At 27.8% G+C, this 18,422-nt stretch carries 24 protein-coding genes; 17 read left to right on the plus strand and 7 right to left on the minus strand.

Annotation, left to right across the window (positions count from 1 at the left end):
- The first annotated feature begins 63 nt into the window (after window positions 1-63).
- From nusB to Q0776_RS12555, 8 genes are all read left to right on the plus strand, one after another.
- Window positions 64-1,002, plus strand: a complete 939-nt coding sequence (nusB, locus tag Q0776_RS12520; protein WP_298368772.1) for a transcription antitermination factor NusB — start codon at window positions 64-66, stop codon at window positions 1,000-1,002.
- Window positions 1,003-1,031: 29 nt separating this feature from the next.
- Window positions 1,032-1,481 carry a DUF1573 domain-containing protein gene (locus tag Q0776_RS12525; RefSeq protein WP_298368774.1) on the plus strand — a complete coding sequence of 150 codons (450 nt, stop codon included), beginning with the start codon at window positions 1,032-1,034 and terminating at the stop codon, window positions 1,479-1,481.
- A gap of 28 nt (window positions 1,482-1,509) precedes the next feature.
- A complete protein-coding gene (gene yajC / locus Q0776_RS12530; RefSeq protein WP_298368777.1) occupies window positions 1,510-1,830 on the plus strand; it encodes a preprotein translocase subunit YajC in 321 nt (106 codons plus the stop codon).
- Window positions 1,831-1,902: 72 nt separating this feature from the next.
- Entirely contained in the window at window positions 1,903-2,871 is a 969-nt protein-coding gene (locus tag Q0776_RS12535) for a YbbR-like domain-containing protein (protein WP_298368780.1), read from the plus strand.
- The gene (gene coaE, locus Q0776_RS12540) at window positions 2,868-3,458 is read left to right on the plus strand and encodes a dephospho-CoA kinase (protein ID WP_298368783.1); all 591 of its coding nucleotides are present in this window, start codon (window positions 2,868-2,870) and stop codon (window positions 3,456-3,458) included. Before Q0776_RS12535 ends, coaE begins: the two co-directional genes overlap by 4 nt.
- A 92-nt stretch (window positions 3,459-3,550) precedes the next feature.
- Window positions 3,551-5,125 (plus strand): HAMP domain-containing sensor histidine kinase, encoded by a 1,575-nt coding sequence (locus Q0776_RS12545; protein ID WP_298368785.1) that lies wholly within the window; start codon window positions 3,551-3,553, stop codon window positions 5,123-5,125.
- Window positions 5,126-5,129: 4 nt separating this feature from the next.
- Window positions 5,130-5,831 (plus strand): response regulator transcription factor, encoded by a 702-nt coding sequence (locus Q0776_RS12550; protein WP_298368786.1) that lies wholly within the window; start codon window positions 5,130-5,132, stop codon window positions 5,829-5,831.
- Between the two features lie 194 nt (window positions 5,832-6,025).
- Window positions 6,026-6,646: an L-threonylcarbamoyladenylate synthase gene (locus Q0776_RS12555; RefSeq protein WP_298368787.1), complete on the plus strand. Its 621-nt coding sequence runs from the start codon at window positions 6,026-6,028 to the stop codon at window positions 6,644-6,646.
- Between the two features lie 6 nt (window positions 6,647-6,652).
- On the opposite strand, the gene Q0776_RS12560 is transcribed toward Q0776_RS12555, so the two are convergent.
- Window positions 6,653-7,651, minus strand: coding sequence for a glycosyltransferase family 2 protein (locus Q0776_RS12560; RefSeq protein WP_298368788.1), 999 nt, complete (start codon window positions 7,649-7,651; stop codon window positions 6,653-6,655).
- 46 nt (window positions 7,652-7,697) lie between these two features.
- The gene (locus tag Q0776_RS12565) at window positions 7,698-8,147 is read right to left on the minus strand and encodes a type I restriction enzyme HsdR N-terminal domain-containing protein (protein ID WP_298368790.1); all 450 of its coding nucleotides are present in this window, start codon (window positions 8,145-8,147) and stop codon (window positions 7,698-7,700) included.
- A 29-nt stretch (window positions 8,148-8,176) separates the two neighbouring features.
- Between Q0776_RS12565 and holA the strand changes: the two genes are divergently transcribed.
- The 6 genes from holA (at window position 8,177) to Q0776_RS12595 (ending at window position 11,719) form a co-directional block, all read left to right on the plus strand.
- Window positions 8,177-9,181, plus strand: a complete 1,005-nt coding sequence (gene holA, locus Q0776_RS12570) for a DNA polymerase III subunit delta (RefSeq protein WP_298368792.1) — start codon at window positions 8,177-8,179, stop codon at window positions 9,179-9,181.
- A 468-nt stretch (window positions 9,182-9,649) separates the two neighbouring features.
- Window positions 9,650-9,934 (plus strand): hypothetical protein, encoded by a 285-nt coding sequence (locus Q0776_RS12575; protein WP_298368794.1) that lies wholly within the window; start codon window positions 9,650-9,652, stop codon window positions 9,932-9,934.
- 9 nt (window positions 9,935-9,943) lie between these two features.
- Window positions 9,944-10,312, plus strand: a complete 369-nt coding sequence (locus tag Q0776_RS12580) for a hypothetical protein (RefSeq protein WP_298368796.1) — start codon at window positions 9,944-9,946, stop codon at window positions 10,310-10,312.
- Window positions 10,313-10,365: 53 nt separating this feature from the next.
- Window positions 10,366-10,791, plus strand: coding sequence for a hypothetical protein (locus tag Q0776_RS12585; RefSeq protein WP_298368798.1), 426 nt, complete (start codon window positions 10,366-10,368; stop codon window positions 10,789-10,791).
- Window positions 10,792-10,923: 132 nt separating this feature from the next.
- Window positions 10,924-11,133, plus strand: a complete 210-nt coding sequence (locus Q0776_RS12590; RefSeq protein WP_298368800.1) for a hypothetical protein — start codon at window positions 10,924-10,926, stop codon at window positions 11,131-11,133.
- Entirely contained in the window at window positions 11,120-11,719 is a 600-nt protein-coding gene (locus Q0776_RS12595) for a hypothetical protein (protein WP_298368802.1), read from the plus strand. Before Q0776_RS12590 ends, Q0776_RS12595 begins: the two co-directional genes overlap by 14 nt.
- Window positions 11,720-11,893: 174 nt before the next feature.
- Here Q0776_RS12595 and Q0776_RS12600 read toward each other — a convergent pair whose 3' ends face one another.
- From Q0776_RS12600 to rlmH, 5 genes are read right to left on the minus strand one after another with little or no spacing between them, the layout of a single operon-like run.
- Entirely contained in the window at window positions 11,894-12,904 is a 1,011-nt protein-coding gene (locus Q0776_RS12600; RefSeq protein ID WP_298368804.1) for a M28 family metallopeptidase, read from the minus strand.
- 38 nt (window positions 12,905-12,942) lie between these two features.
- Window positions 12,943-13,737 carry an ABC transporter ATP-binding protein gene (locus Q0776_RS12605; RefSeq protein WP_298368806.1) on the minus strand — a complete coding sequence of 265 codons (795 nt, stop codon included), beginning with the start codon at window positions 13,735-13,737 and terminating at the stop codon, window positions 12,943-12,945.
- A complete protein-coding gene (locus tag Q0776_RS12610; RefSeq protein WP_298369456.1) occupies window positions 13,737-14,768 on the minus strand; it encodes an iron ABC transporter permease in 1,032 nt (343 codons plus the stop codon). The genes Q0776_RS12605 and Q0776_RS12610 overlap by 1 nt, the downstream gene beginning before the upstream one ends.
- A complete protein-coding gene (locus Q0776_RS12615) occupies window positions 14,768-15,352 on the minus strand; it encodes a non-canonical purine NTP diphosphatase (protein WP_298368808.1) in 585 nt (194 codons plus the stop codon). The genes Q0776_RS12610 and Q0776_RS12615 overlap by 1 nt, the downstream gene beginning before the upstream one ends.
- On the minus strand, window positions 15,345-15,818 hold the full coding sequence (gene rlmH / locus Q0776_RS12620; protein ID WP_298368811.1) for a 23S rRNA (pseudouridine(1915)-N(3))-methyltransferase RlmH: 474 nt from the start codon (window positions 15,816-15,818) through the stop codon (window positions 15,345-15,347). The genes Q0776_RS12615 and rlmH overlap by 8 nt, the downstream gene beginning before the upstream one ends.
- Window positions 15,819-15,895: 77 nt before the next feature.
- Here rlmH and nadC point away from each other — a divergent pair, with 77 nt between their 5' ends.
- The 3 genes from nadC to kdsB are packed head-to-tail and all read left to right on the plus strand — an operon-like array spanning window position 15,896 to window position 18,416.
- Window positions 15,896-16,753, plus strand: coding sequence for a carboxylating nicotinate-nucleotide diphosphorylase (gene nadC, locus Q0776_RS12625; protein ID WP_298368814.1), 858 nt, complete (start codon window positions 15,896-15,898; stop codon window positions 16,751-16,753).
- Window positions 16,753-17,688 carry a YihY/virulence factor BrkB family protein gene (locus Q0776_RS12630; protein WP_298368816.1) on the plus strand — a complete coding sequence of 312 codons (936 nt, stop codon included), beginning with the start codon at window positions 16,753-16,755 and terminating at the stop codon, window positions 17,686-17,688. Before nadC ends, Q0776_RS12630 begins: the two co-directional genes overlap by 1 nt.
- On the plus strand, window positions 17,685-18,416 hold the full coding sequence (gene kdsB, locus Q0776_RS12635; protein WP_298368818.1) for a 3-deoxy-manno-octulosonate cytidylyltransferase: 732 nt from the start codon (window positions 17,685-17,687) through the stop codon (window positions 18,414-18,416). The genes Q0776_RS12630 and kdsB overlap by 4 nt, the downstream gene beginning before the upstream one ends.
- Window positions 18,417-18,422: the final 6 nt, after the last annotated feature.

Genomic DNA, 18,422 nt, shown 5'->3' on the forward strand with positions numbered 1-18,422 from the left:
TATATTTCTAAAAAATAATAGTATTTTTGCGCTTTCAAACAACAAATGTTTAAAGTTCTTTAAATGATAAATAGAAGACATATAAGAGTTAAAGTAATGCAATCGGTTTATGCAATATTACAGTCTAAAAGCGATATACTTGATAAAGAAGAAAAATTTCTATATGCCAGTATAGATAAAATGTTTGATTTATATGTTTTGATTCTTCGTTTACTTGTGGAAGTGAAAAATATGGAAAAAAACCATATTAAAATTTCTCAGAAAAAATATTTAGCAACTTCAAAAGAGTTAAACCCAAATAAAAAGTTTATAAATAACCCTATTTTTAAGAAATTTGAAGAGAGTATTTCTTTAAATGATTATTTAGAAACGCATAATTTAAATTATTGGGAACTTGATAGCGAGTATACCAAAGAAATTTTAACAAAAATAAAAGAAAGTAAATTATATGAATCTTATATGGATTCTGAAAATACTTCTTTTGAAAAAGAAAAAGAATTTATTGCAGCAATTTTTAGAGAAATAATTGCTCCTAACGATAAATTAGCAGATTATTTTGAAGATAAAAACATAAGTTGGGTAGATGATATTCCGTTTGTAAATACTTGGGTTTTAAAAACAATTAACCAGCTAAAAGAGAACAAACCTTTTATGGTAGGTAAATTGTATAAGGATGAAGACGATAAAAAATATGTTGTTGAATTATTTAGAAAGGTTGTATTAAACCATACGGAATTTGAAAAGGAAGTAGTAGACAAAACTCCAAATTGGGATGCAGAAAGAATTGCTGATATTGATATGATTTTGATTAAAATGGCAATTTGCGAATTTTTAAAATTCCCTTCAATTCCATCTAGAGTTACAATTAATGAATATATAGAAATTTCTAAAGATTACTCAACAACAAAAAGTAGTTATTTTATTAATGGAGTTTTGGATAAAATTTTAAAAGATTTTACAGCTTCAAAAAGATTAAATAAAATTGGTAGAGGATTATTATAATTTTTTAAGTTTACATAAATTTTAAGAATATGAAAAATAGAACATTAATTTACGTTTTAGCATTAAGTTTGGTCGTATTTTCGTGTAAAGAAAATGCAACTTCAAAAGTAAATACGTCTAATTTAGAAAAAGCAAAAGAAAGAGATGCTATAATTAATTTAGGTGCTCCAATTATTGAATTTGACAAAACTGAATATGATTTTGGTGAAATTACGGAAGGAGATTTAGTAGAAGGATCATTTAATATTACCAATGTTGGTAAAGTAGATTTACTTATTACAAATGCAAAAGCAACTTGTGGTTGTACGGTTCCAGATTGGCCAAAAGAAGCTATTAAACCAGGAGAATCAGCATCATTAAAATTTACCTTTAACTCGAGAGGAAGAGAAGGGAAACAAAGTAAATCTATTACTTTACAAACTAATACAGAGAAGGTTACTGAAATTATTAGAATTAAAGGAACGGTTAAAAAGAAATAATAAAAAATTAATATAACACAATTTTATAATGTATACACTAATATTATTACAAGAAGGAGGAAGTTCATTAACAAGCATGTTACCATTTTTGTTAATGTTTGTGGTAATCTATTTATTTATGATTAGACCGCAAATGAAAAAGGCAAAAAATGAGAAAAAATTTCAAAGTGAAATTGCAAAAGGAACCAAAATTGTTACTACAAGTGGTATACACGGTAAAATTTTAGATATTGTTGATAGTGACAATACAGTAATAATTGAAACGGGTGCTGGTAAAATAAAATTTGAGCGCTCTGCTATTTCAATGGAGTTGAGTAAAAAGTATTCAGCACCAGCTACAAAAAAGTAATTACTTTTACATATATAAAAAAGTGAGCCAATTGGCTCACTTTTTTTGTATATTTAATAATTATAGTATTTAATGAAAGCAGCCATAAAAACATCAGGATTAAAACTATTAAATAACCGAAAGATTAAGGTTTTTGTATTTTTCACAATACTTACAACCATTATTTGGTTATTAATTGAATTATCAAAAACATTTACAAGTACTGCATTTTTTAAGGCTGATTATAAAAACTTGCCCAAAGATAAATTATTACAAGTAAGTCCGGTTTCGCAAGTTGAAGTGACAATAAAAGCCCCTGGATTTAATTTATTAAAGTATAAATTAAAAGCTCACAAAATCAATTTTAATCTAAATAACTTATCAAAAAAAGGAAGTTCATATTATATTTTACCAAATTCACAATTGTCTAATATTAATGCGCAAATTATTGGAGAAACAGAAATATTAAATATAGTTAAAGACACTATTTTTATTGAAGTGGGAAAAAATATTTCAAAAAAAGTTCCAATTCAAACAAGGGCAGATGTAAAATTTAAAATAGGTTATAATTTTATCGAAAAATTAAAAGTTGAACCAGATTCTGTAATGGTTTCGGGACCAAAAAAGTATATAGATTCTATAAAAGAAGTATCCACAATACCTTTTAAAATTAGCGATGTATACGAAAACATTGAAAAAGAAGTAGAACTGGTAATTCCAGAAAATTTAAAAAATATAGAACTATCTCACCAAAAGGTGAAACTTATTGGAGAAGTTGATAAATTTACAGAAGGAAGAATTAAAATTCCAGTTTCAATAATTAATGAACCAGAAAAGGTTACGGTAAATCCATTTCCAAAAGAAATTGAAATTATTTATCAAGCAGGAATTTCAAATTTTAATAAAATTAACGAAAATAGTTTTACAATAGTTTTCGATTATAAGCAGTATGAGAGGGATACAACTACGCAATTTTTAACACCAATTATAAAACAAAAAAGCGAATTTGTATCTACAATTAAATTAATACCAAATAGAATAGAATTTTTACTTCAAAAATGATAATAGTAGGCTTAACAGGAGGTATAGGTAGTGGTAAAACTACAGTTTTAAAATTATTTAAAAAGCTGGGTTGTGATACCTATATTGCAGATGATGAGGCAAAAAAAATAATGAATTCGGATATAGAATTGATTGCTGAAGTAAAAAAAATATTTGGCGACAAAGCCTATAAAAATAAAAAACTTAACAGAGCTCATATTGCATCTGTTGTTTTTAATAACAAAGAAAAACTAAATTCATTAAATGCAATTGTTCATCCAAAAGTAAGACAGCACTTTACCAATTTTGTTAAAAAATCTAAAGCAAAAATTATAATTTATGAGGCAGCTATATTATTCGAAAGCGGTAGTTATAAATTATGCGATTATATTGTAACGGTAACCACTCCAATAGAAGAACGTATTGAACGTATAATGAAACGAGATACAATCTCAAAAGAACAAATTCTACAAAGAATTAAAAATCAATTAGATGATGAATACAAGATTAAAAATTCTCATTTTGTAATTGATAATTCTGATGCTTTTGATGCGAAAAGTCAGGTTTCTACCATTTATAACATTCTTTTGAAAACGATCAAAAAGTAAGTATTATCTTAAAATTCTGTTAATAAATTATATTTTTGATTATCTTGTTGTAATTTTAAATGATTTAAATGAAAAATGTTTAATTTTGCCTAATGAGCAAAAAAATATTTTTACTTATCATAATTTTAATGAGTATCTCATTGATAGGTATTATTACTGTTCAAGTATTTTGGATTAAAAACACCATTGAAATAACAGAAAAACAGTTTACGTCAAATGTGCGTTTTGCGCTGGCAAAAGTTTCAGAAGATATTAGGCAACGAGAATTTGATGATTTTTATGAAAAATACGCTGCAAATTATAAAGAAGGAGAATTAATAAAAGGATCGGATGTTAGGAATTTTATTTTTGAAAGAATAGATACCATAAATAATGAACGATTTACATTTTCCCAAAGCATAATTGAGCAAAATTATAAAGTGCCAACAGAGTTCTTTGAAAATGATTCTATAAGTTTTAAAGAAATTTATAGCAAAGAAGAAATTTCTATAGTTGATAACAATGTGTTAGATGATGCTTTAGGTGATGATAAATTACCAGAAGAACATATAACAAAAATGGGAAGATTAAAAGAAGCTGAGAAATCGCTTTTAGTACAATCTTTTGATGCTTCAAGAAAAAAGCTTCCAATTAATCAACGTGTTAGTAATTATGAAATAACCACAAGATTAGATAGAGAATTAAAGAGTAAAGGAATAAATACCGACTTTAAATATGGTATTTATAGCAATGGACTAGCAACCCAGGTAAAATCGGGATATTTTAGAAAAGAAGCAGGGAAAAGTTATGTAGTTCCAATGTTTGCAGATGCCGAAGGACAAAGTGAGTTTCAGTTGTTTGTTACTTTTCCTGAGAAAAAGAACTTTATCCTATCTTCTATTTTTAAATTATTAGTGCTGTCAGCTTTTTTTATTTTAATTATAATTTTAGCATTTGTAACAGCTTTGTATCAGTTGATTAAGCAAAAACAAATTTCGGAAATTAAAACCGATTTTATTAATAATATGACACACGAGTTTAAAACTCCAATTGCAACTATAAATTTAGCATTAGATGCAATTAAAAACCCTAAAATTATAGGTGATGAAGATAAAGTGATGCGTTATGTTAAAATGATTAGGGACGAAAATAAGAGAATGCACGTACAGGTAGAAAACGTATTGAGAATTTCTAAACTAGAAAAGAACCAATTAGATGTAAGTAAGGAAGCGGTTGATATGCACGATATAATTGAAGATGCCGTAACACACGTTGAATTATTGGTTAGAAATAAAGGAGGTTATATAAAAGTTCATTTAAAAGCTGGTTTTACAGAGATTTTGGGAAATCAATTTCATTTAACCAGTATTATAGTTAATATGCTAGATAATGCTATTAAATATACCGAAGAAGCACCAAAAATTGATGTTTTTACAGAAAATACATCAAAAAACATTATAATTAAGGTAAAAGACCAAGGTATTGGAATGGGGAAAAATGTTCAGAAAAACATTTTTAAGAAATTTTATAGAGAAGAAACAGGGAATATTCATAATGTGAAAGGACATGGTTTAGGACTTTCATATGTAAAAAAAATAGTAGAAATTCATCAAGGTGAAATTTTTGTAGAAAGTGAAAAAGGAGTAGGAAGTACTTTTACAATTAAATTACCTTTGATACAAATTTAAAAATATGGAAAATAACAGAATTTTATTAGTAGAAGACGATCCCAATTTTGGGACAGTTTTAAAAGATTATCTTTCTTTAAATGATTACAATGTAACTCATGCTAAGGACGGATTGGAAGGTTTGATTATGTTTAAAAATGATGATTATGATTTATGTATTTTAGATGTAATGATGCCTCGTAAAGATGGTTTTTCATTAGCAAAAGATATTAGAGCAACAAATTCTGAAGTACCAATAATTTTCCTTACTGCTAAAACAATGAAAGAAGATGTTTTAAAAGGATATCAGGCTGGAGCAGATGATTATTTAAATAAACCATTTGATTCTGAGGTGTTATTGTATAAAATCAAAGCAATTTTACAACGTAAAGAAACCGAACAGAGTATAGAAGAAGATACATTTGAATTTAAGATTGGTGGTTTTGATTTTAATTCTAAATTACGTCACTTATCTTATAATGGTGGTGAAGCTCAAAAACTATCACCTAAAGAAAGTAAGTTGTTAAAAATGCTAGCAATGCATAAAAACGATTTAATGCCTAGAGAATTGGCACTAACTAAAATTTGGAGAGACGATAACTATTTTACTTCTAGAAGTATGGATGTGTACATCGCCAAATTAAGAAAGTATTTAAAATTAGATGAAAATGTTGAAATTTTAAATATTCATGGAGAAGGATTTAGATTAATTGATAAATCTGTATAAGATAATTACAAGATTAAAAAACCGTATTTAAATTTTTTAAATACGGTTTTTTTTATGATTATTTTAAATTTAGCAATCTTTTACTCTAAAAAAATAATTAAACTTAACCTAATGAAAGTTAAATAATTATATGAAATTAATAATTTTTAACGTATATTTAAATTAGAGTATTTTAGTGAAAATTAGAAAATATTATGGCACAATTTATAAAAATTTATAATGAAAATCCAAATGAACGAGATTTGGATAAAGTTGTTGATGTTTTAAGAAAAGGAGGATTAATAATTTATCCAACAGATACCGTTTATGGTTTGGGCTGTGATATTACTAACATGAAAGCTATGGAAAAAGTAGCGAAAATAAAAGGTATAAAATTAGACAAAGCAAACTTCTCTTTTATTTGTTACGATTTAAGTAATTTATCTGACTATGTAAGACAAATAGACACTTCTACTTATAAAATATTGAAAAAAAACTTGCCAGGTCCTTATACATTTGTTTTACCGAGTAATAATAATTTGCCAAAAGCTTTTAAGAAGAAAAAAACCGTAGGAATAAGAATTCCTGATAATAGTATAATTAGGGCATTAGTTAAAAGACTTGGAAATCCAATTGTTTCAACCTCAATTTATGATGAGGATGATTTGTTAGAATACACAACAGATCCAGAACTAATTTTCGAAAAATGGGGAAATATTGTAGATATTGTAATTGATGGTGGTTATGGAGATAACAATCCTTCAACAATAATTGATTTATCTGAGGATGAGCCAGTTGTATTAAGAGAAGGAAAGGGAAGTGTTGAAGATTTTTAAAAATAATTACAAATCTGAATATTTTTTCTTTCCTGCAATAAAATGGCTATAAACAATACTATTTATTGTAAAGTAATTAGGTTTTTTAGCAATATCACTTCTTTTTTTATACATTTTAATAACATTGTAATAAAAACTAAAATGAGCCTTTAATATTGCGAATGTATGCACTGGTCTCAATTCAAACAAAAACTTAATAGCTGCTATTCCATCTAAAATAAGTCTTGTCAAAATTATTCCGAAAAGCATTTTTTTTGGAACGTTTTTTACCAAAGTAAATAAACTATTTCTAAAATTTAAAAACGATTTTCTAGGGCTTTCTTCTTTTAAAGTAGCACCACCAACATGGTAAACTGTGGAATTTCCAATATATTTTATGGTATAATTTAAATTAAACGCGCGCCAACACAAATCAATTTCTTCCTGATGTGCAAAATAATCTTCATCAAAACCTTGTAATGAATGAAAAACGTTAGAACGAATAAATAAACAAGCCCCTGAAGCCCAAAAAATTTCAGTGCTATCATTAAACTGATTTGTATCTTTTTCTAATTCAGAAAAAATACGTCCTCTGCAATAAGGGTACCCATATTTATCTACAAATCCACCAGCGGCTCCAGCATATTCAAATAGTTCTTTATTTTTAAAGTCTACTATTTTTGGCTGGATAATTGCTGTTTTTGGTTCGTTTTTAAAGGTTTTAATTATAGGATTTAACCAATCTTCTGTAACTTCAATATCCGAATTTATAAGGGCATAAATATCAGCGTCAACATTTTTTAGAGCATCATTATACCCTTTGGCGTAGCCACCATTTTTCTTATTTTGAACTATTTTTAATGAAGGATAATTCCGTTTAATAAATTCAATAGAATCATCGGTAGAAGCATTATCGGCAATAACTATTTCTACAGTTGGAAGTGCACTAAATTTCACAATTGAGGGAAGAAATTTTTCTAATAATCCCTTACCATTCCAGTTTAATATTACAAGTGCTATTTTCACAAGTGCAAACTTACTTTAAAATTGATAAACACAAATTAATATTTTCTTAAATATCATTATAAGATGGAATATTTTCTAAAAAAATATAACATTCGTTTTCTTTATCCATTTTACAGAAAAAATGTTCCAATCCGTTGGTTACAATTAAATAAGTTGCGTTTAATTGAAGGTTGTATCGAGCAATTTGATCAAACGTTTCTTGGGTAATTTTAATTGAAGGTGCTTTACATTCAACAATAATATCAGGTTTACCGTTTTTATCAAAAATTAAAATGTCAGTTCGTTTGGTTAATTTGTTAATGGTTAGTTTTTTTTCAACCGCGATTAATGAAATGGGATATTTTTTTTCTTCAATTAAAAAATGGACAAAATGTTGTCGAACCCATTCTTCGGGAGTTAGAACCATATTTTTTTTTCGAATGATATCAAAAATAAAATACTTATTTTCACTACTTTTGATTCTGAATTTATATGTAGGTAAATTCAATTGCTGCATAAGGCAAAAATGCTAATTTTTTTTCATAAATGAGTGACGTTACCAAAATAGTTTCTGATATAAAAGACGGAAATATTAAACCTATTTATTTTTTAATGGGAGAAGAACCTTATTATATTGATAGGATTTCTGAATATATTGAAAACAATGTGTTGGCTGAAGAAGAAAAAGGGTTTAACCAAATAGTGCTTTACGGACGAGATGTTACGGTTGAAGAAATTATCGATAACGCTAAGCGATTTCCAATGATGGCCGAAAAACAAGTAATTATTGTTAAAGAAGCTCAAGATTTATCTAGAACTATTGAAAAATTAGTAACATATGTAAATAACTTACAACCATCAACGGTATTAGTACTTTGCTATAAGTATAAAAAAATAGATAAGCGTAAAGCGTTGTACAAAGCAATTCAAAAAGTTGGATTGGTTTATGAAAGTAAAAAGTTATATGAAAATCAAGTAGCAGATTGGATTCGTAGAGTTTTAGCTGGTAAAAAATTTAAAATTGATACCAAAGCCACGTTAATGCTTGTGGAGTTTTTAGGAACCGATTTAAGTAAAATAAGTAATGAACTAGATAAGTTAACGCTAGTGTTGCCAAAAGGTTCTACAATTACACCGGTTAGTATTGAAGAAAATATTGGGATTAGTAAAGATTTTAATAATTTTGAATTAAGAAAAGCCGTTGGCGAACGTAATGTTTATAAGGTAAATATGATTATCAATCACTTTGCGCAAAATCAAAAAGCAAATCCGTTGGTAATGACTATTTCTTTGTTAAATAGCTTTTTTACACAATTGCTTATTTTTCATAGTTTAAATGATAAATCTAAAAATAGCGTTGCTAAAGCCTTAGGAATCAATCCGTTTTTTGTTACAGATTATTCGGTTGCAGCAAAAAATTATCCAATGCGAAAAGTGTCTCAGGTAATAGGTTTGTTGCGCGATGCTGATGTAAAAAGTAAAGGAGTAGGAGCAAATGCACTTCCTGCAGGAGATATTTTAAAGGAACTATTGTTTAAAATTATTCATTAGAATTAATTGTTAAATTAAATTTCACTTTTTATTCTTATCTTTTACATTAAAATACGTGTTTTCATTTATTATAAACATACACTAATAAAGTTTGCAATTTGTTTTTCTTAGTTTTTATAATTGTACACAGAAGTAGTTGTCTTTATTAAGTGTTTATGGAAATATGAAAAATTAACTTATCGTCAACCTGAACTTGTTTCAGGTTCACATCACAATTAGTTCTAAAATAATAAGATGCTGAAACAAGTTCAGCATGACGAAGATATCACAAAATAAGCCTGCTAAAAAAAGGCAAAACCATACAATGTTTACGGTTTTAACTTACCAAAAAGTTAACAAAGTTGTCTAAATTTAATCTTTAAAAAATTTAAAACAACAACAATACATTCCTACGAGAGGTATGATGGGGAAAACTATTAAACATACTTTTGAACGGCACGGAAGCCACACAACTGAATTTATTAAAAAATGATAGCTAAAAATACTATAGGAAAGCCTCTAGGTCAATGGTTAGATGATGTAGCTGCTGAAGATTTCATTTCAAAACATTTAAGTCAGTTAAATAATGGAACCAGAGATATTCCAATTCCTGAAAATCTTCAATATATAGGTAGAATTTTTAGAGATGGAGATGGTGTTGTTTTTAAACCAACACATATTAGATTAGTACCAAGTGATTCAGGAGTTAAAACAACTTACCCCATTAACGATTTATTAAGTTCTCTCGAACCTTTAGGAACATATATACCTTAAAAGATTATTATGAAGAGAAAAACATTTAAAGAAGTTGATGTAGATCTAAATTTAACTGGAACTAATGATTGGGGAATTGAAAATTCAGATGCTATTAGGGTAAAAGAATTTATTCTTTATGAGAAGAATAATTTACTTGAGAAAGGAGTGAAATCCTCATTTATAGACCTCATAATATCTTCTATGAATGAAGCTATTTTAGAAAATAAAGTAACCAATGAGTTACGTTTATTGTTTTCAGAATATTTGTTAAACATAGAACAAACAGAATATCATTTAATGTTAATTGCATATTGGATAAGCATTAAAGATAAAATTGAATTTCCAGTTGGTTACCTAATTGAGGAACTATTTGATATTAAAATGAATAAACCATAACCTCGTATATAAGAAAATAGCTAATAAAGTCGAAATTCAAAATATTATACAAAATGAAAGATTTGATAAAAAAAACGCAAAAGGAACTAAATGTTAACAAATTAAGTATTTGTTGCTTAATTATCTTTTCTATTTTCAGTTGTTCAGTTAAAAAAGGCGATTTTTATAAAAAAGAGGTATATGAAATTATTAGAAAAAAAAGTAAAAATGGATTCTCTCAGTTAAAATTCAATACATTTAGTTTCTATAATAAAAACGAAAAAATCCCTGCTTCAATAGAGATTAATGGAGTTGTTACTCATTCAAAGTTCTCTGATTCAATAGCAAATATCAACATTAGTGTCTTAAATGACAAATATGACATAAATATATTTTTTATTGGAAAAGAAACAATTAGAATTAAAAATCTATTAGTTAAAAGTGGTGATTCAATTGTTATAAATTCATATATGAAAGAAGATTTAACTCCATTATATTAAAACAAAACACACCCAAGTATATAAAAAATAGCAGAAAAAGTACAGGTTTTTAATAATTTGTACTTTCTGTTACTTTATAGTTAGAACAAAAAATGCAATAATTAAAAAACAGAACAATATCAACATTGGTATATGACTAAAAATTATGTAAAACCAATAGCTTTGGCAATTCAAGAATTAGATAAAAATAGATATCCTTTAGAATACTATATGGGATTTGGTTGGTCTGGTTTAGAGCAATATGGATTACATAATCTTTTATCTCAAGAACAATGGGATGAAAATGATAGATTAAGAAAAATAGTAAATCAAAATTCAATATTTTCCAATGGATGTAATTAAAATTTCAATTAAATTAATGATGATATCAATGATATTTTTATTATCAATTAACTGTTCTAAAATCAATGTTGAAAATAACAATATTGATGAAATAATTTCATTAATAATCAATAAAAACTCTATTGACTTTTATACAGTACCTAAATATTTACATAAAAAAGATGAGAAATATGGGGTTATAATTAAAGAAAAATTTGTAATTGCTATTGATTCAATGATGTCTCCAGTACCTACATCTTTGGTCTTGAATAAACATAAACAAGAGTATAAAAAAATATTTGAGAAATTTCACGTAATAAATAATGAAAGTGAAATAAATTATGAAAAGATTAAATTAAATCATAATGTCAAAATATTAAAACTAAATAAGTCTCATATAATTAAAATACGGAATGAAACTAGTCATAAAATTTTTAATGCATTCATGTCTTTTTCTAGAATAGCTTTCAATAATAACAATAACAAGGCACTTGTTGCAGTTTCATTTGGGAGTCATTCACTAGATGTTTCATACGATTTATATTATTTAAAAAAGGAAAATGGTATTTGGAAAATTTTTGACATCGAAAATATTTCAATTTCATAAATATACAAACCACATCTTTTTATAAAAAAATAGCAGAAGAAGTACAAGTTTTAATAATTTGTACTTTTTTGTTTACTAATAATTAGATTTAAAATTTTAAAAAGTAAACTAGCATCTTTTTAGTTGTGGCTCTTATCTAATTTATAATTAAATAAAAACAACAAAAATAAACTATTATTTATCCACAGTAATTCTGTTTTCCCTATTTGCAAGTTCCCAAGCGGTATAAAATATAAGTTTTGTACGCTTTTGTAAGATTTCGTAATTAATTTTATCGGGAGTATCTGATGGCCTGTGATAGTTGTCATGGGTTCCATTAAAATAAAAAATAATAGGAATGTTATTTTTCGCAAAATTGTAATGATCAGATCTATAGTAAAAACGGTTTGGATCGTCCTCATCGTTATAACGATAATCCAAATCTAGTTTTGTAAATTTATGATTGATATCTTCTGATAGTGAATGTAATTCAGAACTTAATTTATCCGAACCAATAAGATATACAAACTCTGGCTTCTTTTCGTGAGCATCATCAACACGTCCAATCATATCTATATTTAAATTAGCCACTGTATTTGCTAATGGAAAAATAGGATGATTTACATAATATTTTGAGCCTAATAAGCCTTTTTCTTCACCTGTAACATGTAAAAATAAAATAGAGCGTTTTGGTCCATTTCCATTTTCTACAGCTTTTTGAAAAGCCTCAGCAATTTCTAAAATAGCTACATTTCCTGAGCCATCATCATCGGCACCATTATAAATTTCACCATCAACAACACCTAAATGATCTAAATGCGCCGAAATCACTATTATTTCTTCTGGTTTTTCCGAGCCTTCAACAAATGCCAAAACATTTTCTGAAGGTTTTAAGTTAGGTCTTAAAAACTCGGTAGCTATGTCTTGGAAATAGTCGTCACCTCCTAACGGTGAAGGTATACCAGCATTTATATAAAAGTTTTTTAAAAAATCTGCAGCTTTTTTTTGACCAGGTTCGCCTGTATTTCTTCCTTCAAATTCATCTGACGCAAAAATATATAAACGAGATTTTAAGTCGGCAGTAGTAATAGATTTAGCGTAAATGGTTGCAGTTTCACCAGTGGCTTCAGGTGTTCCAGGAATATGGTTGTTACTGGCACAACTTAAAATAGTTAAAGATAAAAATAGAAGAAGAAGTTTTTTCATTTTATAAGTTTACAAGAATTTCAAATATATTAAAATATTTAAGAATGACTTATGGTGAATTGTTTTAGCTCTTTATTAAAGCTAATTAGTTTTGAATTAAAAAGAAGTTCCAATTCATTATTTTCAATTAATGCATCTGTTTTTCCGCTAATAAATTTATCGGGTGTCATAAGCCATAGTTCGTCTGCTAATTGAAGTGTTAAATTTGTTTCGTGAGTAGAAATTATGATTGTTTTATTAAATTCTGAAGCAAGATTCTTCAACAATGAGAATGTATTTACTGTATGGTGTAAATCTAAATGAGCCGTTGGTTCATCTAACACAATAATTGGAGTATTTTGAGCCAAGGCACGTGCAATCAAAACCTTTTGTAATTGTCCATCACTCAATTCATAACACTTGGAATTCATTAAATGTTTGGTGTTTGTTTTTTCAAATGCCAATTGAATTATTTCCATATCGTCATTTGTTAAATAACCAATCCAATTGGTAAATGGTTGGCGTCCAAGAGCAACTAATTCAAAAACAGTTAAGCTGCTATCGGGTAAACGTTCAGTTAAAACCAAACTTAATGTTCTAGCTAAATCATTGTTGGTTAAGGAATCTAAATTTTTATTATTGATAAACACTTCGCCAGATAAGGCAGGTTGCACTTTAGTTAAAGTTCTTAGAAGTGTAGATTTTCCTATTCCGTTTTTTCCTAGTAAGCCAACCATATTACCAGCCTTCAAACGAATATTTAAATTTGAAGCAATGGTTGTAGTTTCCTTTTTAGAACTATAACCAATACTTAAATTAGAAGTTTTTATAATATATTTTTCAGTTGAACTCATTAATAATAAATTTTTCGTTTTCTAACTAATAACCAAATAATTATAGGTGCCCCAAATAAAGATGTTATGGCATTAATTGGAAGTGTATATTCGCTATTGGGTAATTGTGAAATACTATCACATATTAACATTATAATGGCTCCGCTAATTGCTACTGCCGGTAATAATATTTTATGATTTGATGTTGTAAATAATAATTTTGTTAAATGCGGAACTGCCAATCCTATAAACGCAATTGGTCCGGAAAAAGCGGTAATAACCCCAGTTAATAAACTAGTAGCAATTAATACAAAATTACGAGTTCTCTTTACGTTTACTCCCATACTTTTGGCATAATTTTCACCTAATAGTAAACTGTTTAAAGGTTTTATAATTACAATTACAAATGATATTCCAATTAAAAATGTTATTGTTAAGGCCGTGATTTCTTTCCAACTTAAATTTCCTAAACTACCAAAACTCCAAAACATATATTGTTGCAATTGACTTGCGCTGCTAAAGTAGGCTAAAATACTAATCACAGCCGATGTTAAACTTCCAAACATCAACCCAATTATTAAAATAGACATGGTATTTCTTACTTTTATTGCCGCTATCATAACTGCAGAAAGCACTAAAAACGATCCTAAACTGGCCGCAAATGCCAATCCAAAATTGGTAAATGCATAACTAGCTATGTTTGCTCCTAAAAATGAAGCTCCTAAAATTAAAATGGCAACACCTAAACTAGCACCTGAGCTTATTCCTAAAACAAAAGGCCCTGCAAGTGGATTTCTAAACAAAGTTTGCATTAATAAACCACTAATAGATAAGCCCGATCCTACAATTATGGCTGTAATAGCTTTTGGTAACCGATAATTTTGAACAATTGCTCTCCAAGATTCTTTTTCAACTTCGCCATTAAATAGGCTTCCAATAATTCCCTTCAATGGAATATAAACAGAGCCTAAACTAATATTTATAAAGAAAATTATAAGAAGAACTGCTATTAAAATAACAAAAGTGTTTTTGTAGGATTTTGCTGTTGTAATCAAGAGTAGCTATTTAAAAATGTTACTAATTTTTCTATTGCCTTTCCTCTATGGCTAATAGAGCCTTTTTCAGTCATTTCCATTTCGGCAAACGATTTTTTAAACCCTTTAGGTCTAAAAACAGGATCGTAACCAAAGCCACTAGACCCTTGTTTGTTTTTTAAAATTTCACCTTTACAAATACCTTCAAATACAAATTGTTTTCCTTCAATATTTAAGGCAATGGCAGTTCTAAATTGGGCATTTCTGTTTAAAGTTTCGCCCATCTCGCTCAATAATTTTAGAATATTGTCTTCAGAATTACAAGTTTCACCAGCATATCTTGCCGAATATACTCCTGGAGCATTATTTAAAGCTTCAACTTCCAAACCAGTGTCATCTGCAAAACAGTTTAAACCATATTTTTTTGTAATGTAATCGGCTTTTAAAATGGCATTACCTTCTAAAGATGTGGCTGTTTCAGGAATGTCATCAAAGCAATTTATTTCGGCTAAACTTACAATTTCAAAATTGGTAAGCATAGCTTTAACTTCTTCAAGTTTATTCTTATTATTAGTTGCAAAAACTAATTTTAATTTACTCATGATGGTAGGGTTCGTTTTTTAAAATTGTATAAGCTCTATAAATTTGTTCAACAACAAATAACCTAATCATTTGGTGCGAAAAGGTCATTTTAGATAATGAAATTTTTCCTGTTGCTTTTTTATAAACGGCTTCAGAAAAACCATAAGGACCACCAATTACCAATACTAATTGCTTAATTCCTGAATTCATTTTTTTCTGAAGGAATTTAGAAAAATCTATAGATCTAAATTCTTTTCCTTTTTCGTCTAATAAAAGTAATTCATCCGTTGGAGCCAATTTTTTTAAAATTAGTTCTCCTTCTTTTTCCTTTTGTTGTTGCTCGCTTAAATTCTTAACATTTTTAATATCAGGAATTACTTCTAAGTTAAACCCAATGTAATGTTTCAACCTTTTTTGATAGTTTTCAATTAGCGATTGTAAATTTTTATCATCGGTTTTACCAATAGCAAGTAATTTGATTTTCATTCAGCAAATATAAAAAGAAATAAAGATGAATTTTTTGAAAATAAAAAAGTTATTTTTGTGTGAAAATACGAACAAAAATGATAAGTAAAGAACAATTTGAAAAAGAACTAGATTTAATAATTGCAAATGCAATAAGAGAAGATGTAGGAGAAGGCGATCATAGCTCGCTAGCTTGTATTCCGGAAAATGCAATGGGAAAAGCGAAACTTTTGGTAAAAGAAGATGGAATAATTGCCGGAGTTGAAATGGCTAAAAGAATTTTTAAGTATGTAGATGCAGATATGGAAGTTGAAACACTTATTAATGATGGTACGCCTGTTAAATATGGCGATATCGTTTTTTATGTTACCGGTAGGTCTCAATCTATTTTAAAAGCGGAGCGTTTAGTGTTAAATGTTTTACAAAGAATGAGTGCAATTGCAACAAAAACAAACGAATTTGTAAAATTGTTAGAAGGTACAAAAACAAAAGTATTAGATACACGCAAAACTACTCCAGGAATTAGAGCTATTGAAAAATGGGCCGTAGTTATTGGAGGTGGAGAAAACCATAGATTTGCTTTGTATGACATGATTATGTTAAAAGACAATCATATCGATTTTTGTGGTGGTGTTGCAAAAGCAATTTCTCAAACAAAAAAATACTTAAAAGAAAACAGTCTAGATCTAAAAATAATAGTAGAAGCCAGAAGTTTGGAGGAAATTAAAGAAATTTTAGCTGAAGGTGGTGTTTACAGAATTTTAATTGATAACTTTAATTATGAAGATACAATTACTGCGGTTAATTTAATTGGAGATCAATGTCAAACGGAATCTTCAGGAGGAATTAATTTAGAAACAGCTCGTAAATATGCCGAATGTGGTGTAGATTGTATTTCATCTGGAGCTTTAACACATTCTGTTCATAATATGGACTTGAGTTTGAAAGCTGTATAATGATTAAAACCGTAGAAGATAGCCTTAAAAAAATACCAATTTTAAATTGGTTGGTAACTCTTGGAAAAAAGATAAGAATTCCTGGTTTACAAGGCATGTCACTCTACGATATTATTGAAATGTATGTAATAGGAATTGTAAAAGGAGCCTTAACTTCGAGAGCTGGAGGAATTGCCTTTAGTTTTTTTATGGCGTTGTTTCCTTTTATTTTATTCATTCTTACATTAATTCCTTACGTTCCAATTGAAGGTTTTCAAGAAGATTTTTTGGTAATGATAGAACAATTATTACCTCCAAATACAGCAGAAACAGTTCATGTAGTTATTGAAGACATTGCAAATAATAGGTATGGAGGTTTGTTATCATTCGGTTTTTTAGCTTCTATTTTTCTAATGACCAACGGGGTAAATGCCATTTTGGGTGGTTTTGAATATTCATATCACGTAACCGAAATGCGAAGCATTTTACGTCAGTATTTTATCTCAATGGGAATGTCAATTTTATTATCAATTACATTAATTGCAACAGTAGCAATAATAATTTATTTTGAAATTGGTATTGAAAATTTAAAAAATAAAGGCTGGGTAAAAGATGAACTTTTTTGGGTTGAAAAAGGTCAGTTTTTGTTTTTTGTAATGTTAATATTTGTCACTGTTTCATTTTTATATAAATATGGTACAAAAGAGGTAAAGCATTATTCGTTTTTCACTCCAGGTTCAATATTAACAACACTATTGACCATACTTATGTTTAAATTATTTTCAATTTATGTATTGAAATTTGCAACCTATAATCAATTATATGGATCTATTGGAACTTTATTGGTTTTAATGCTTTTTGTTTGGTTAAATTCAATAATATTATTGTTAGGTTTTGAGTTAAATGCCAGTATAAATCGCTTAAAAAGAATGCATCCTAAAGAAAGAGAACTATGAAAGTAATAGCTATGATTCCTGCTCGATTTGAAGCAAGCCGATTTCCAGGTAAACTAATGAAAGACTTGGCCGGAAAATCTGTTATTTTAAGAACCTATGAAGCAACAAAAGAGTCTAATTTATTTGATGAAGTTTATGTAGTAACCGATAGTACTATTATTTTTGATGAAATTGTTTCAAATGGAGGAAAAGCAATAAAAAGTATTAAAGAACACCAGTCGGGTAGCGATAGAATTGCTGAAGCAGTAGAGAATTTAGCTATTGATATTGTGGTTAACGTTCAAGGAGATGAACCTTTTACGCAAAAAGAACCATTACAAAAACTATTGGAAGTTTTTAAAAACGACACTCAGAAAGAAGTTGATATTGCGTCATTAAAAATAAAAATGGAAGATTTGGATGAAATTAACAATCCAAATAATGTAAAAGTGGTTTCCGATGAGCAAAATTTTGCAATGTATTTTTCGCGTTCACCAATTCCTTATCCAAGAGATATAAACTTTGCTGAATATTTTAAACATATTGGAATTTATGCTTTTAGAAAAGAGGCGCTTTTAAAATTTACACAACTACCCGTAAATAAATTAGAAGCAGCAGAGAAATTAGAGAACCTTCGTTTTTTGGCACATGGTTTGAAAGTTAAAATGGTAGAAACAAATCAAATTGCAATTGGTATAGATACTCCAGAGGATTTAATTAAGGCCAATGCAATTTTTAAAGCCAAATAAAAATGA

The sequence above is a fragment of the uncultured Lutibacter sp. genome (genome assembly GCF_947495725.1).
Taxonomy (GTDB): domain Bacteria; phylum Bacteroidota; class Bacteroidia; order Flavobacteriales; family Flavobacteriaceae; genus Lutibacter.